This is a genomic window from Promicromonospora kroppenstedtii DSM 19349 (assembly GCF_000515355.1).
In the GTDB taxonomy this organism is placed as follows: Bacteria; Actinomycetota; Actinomycetes; order Actinomycetales; family Cellulomonadaceae; genus Promicromonospora; species Promicromonospora kroppenstedtii.
In genome coordinates, this window is the sequence record NZ_KI911596.1 from 1 (window position 1) to 1,361 (window position 1,361).

Annotated in this window: 3 protein-coding genes; all 3 read right to left on the minus strand. The window is 74.9% G+C overall.

Annotated features, from left to right (window positions below; genetic code table 11):
• Positions 1 to 141: SDR family NAD(P)-dependent oxidoreductase (locus PROKR_RS03190; RefSeq protein WP_036959473.1), on the minus strand; the 141-nt coding region annotated here is incomplete at its 3' end.
• A complete protein-coding gene (locus PROKR_RS03195; protein ID WP_036959474.1) occupies positions 138 to 1,007 on the minus strand; it encodes a fumarylacetoacetate hydrolase family protein in 870 nt (289 codons plus the stop codon). The genes PROKR_RS03195 and PROKR_RS03190, both read right to left, overlap by 4 nt.
• A partial coding sequence (locus PROKR_RS03200) for an amidohydrolase family protein (protein WP_036959475.1) occupies positions 1,004 to 1,361 on the minus strand: 358 nt, incomplete at its 5' end. The genes PROKR_RS03200 and PROKR_RS03195, both read right to left, overlap by 4 nt.

Sequence of the window (1,361 nt, forward strand, 5' to 3'; positions counted from 1 at the left end):
GAGGTCGGCGTCGGCCGCGTCGGGGTCGACGTCGAACACCGCGACCCGGGCCCCGCCCGCTCGCAGCCGGCGCACGATCGCGGCGCCGATGCCGGAGGACCCGCCCGTGACGACGGCGACGAGGCCGTCGAAGGCGGTCATGCGCGCACCTCCGGCTCCCACGCCACGTACTCCTGGCGCTGGCGGCCCAGGCCCTCGATCTCGACCGAGACGACGTCGCCCGGGCGCAGGTACGGGAACCGGCCCGACAGCGCGACGCCCTCGGGCGTGCCGGTCAGCAGCACGTCACCGGGCTCCAGGGCGAGGTACTGGCTGAGGGTGTGCACCAGCACGTCGACGCCGAAGATCAGGTCGGCCGTGGACGAGTCCTGGCGCGGCTCGCCGTTGACGAAGGAGCGCAGCCGCAGCCCGGTGCCGGCCCCGTCCACCTCGTCGGGCGTGACGAGCCACGGGCCGAGCGGCGTGAAGCCGGGGGCGTTCTTGCCCTTGGACCACTGGCCGCCGGACTCCTCGATCTGCCACGCGCGCTCCGACAGGTCGTTGGCCACGGTGTACCCGGCGATCACGTCGCGTGCCTGCTCGGGCGAGTCGAGGTAGCTCGCGCGGCGGCCGATCACCACCGCGAGCTCCACCTCCCAGTCCGTCTTGCGGCTGCCCCGCGGGATGGTGACGACATCGTCCGGCCCGGCCACGGTGTTCGGCGTCTTGAGGAAGATCACCGGGCGCTCCGGCGGGGCGGAGCCGGACTCCGCGGCGTGCGCCGCGTAGTTCATGCCCACGCAGACGACGGCGGACGGCCGCGCCACCGGGGCGCCGAACCGCTCGCCGTCCACGTCGACCTCGGCGAGCGTCCCGGCCGTCAGGGCCGCGCGGGTGCGCGCCACGCCGTCGGCGGCGAGGAAGGCTCCGTCGAGGTTCGCCGTGAGCGGGCTCAGGTCCCGCCATCCGTCGCCGTCGTGCACCACGGGTCGCTCCTGGCCGGGGGTTCCGATCCGGGCGAACTTCATCCTTGCTCCTCTTCTTGCCGGGGTTCTTGGGTCACGGAGGCGGGCAGGCCGTACACGCGACGCGCCGTGCCGTGCCAGATCGCTTCCTGCGCGGCCGGCGGCAGACCGGCCAGGAGACCCGACAGCGTCTCGACCCACGTGTCGTAGCGGGCGGCGGCCAGCAGGCTGACCGGCCAGTCGGAGCCGAACATGAGCCGGCCCGCCCCGAAGGCCGCGAGCGCGTGCTCGACGGCGGGGCGCAGGCCCTCGGCCGACCAGCCGGTCCAGGACGCCTCGGTGACCAGGCCGGACAGCTTGGCCGTCACGTTCGGCGAGGCCGCGACGGCGTCGATGGCCGCCGCCCAGTCGGCGAGG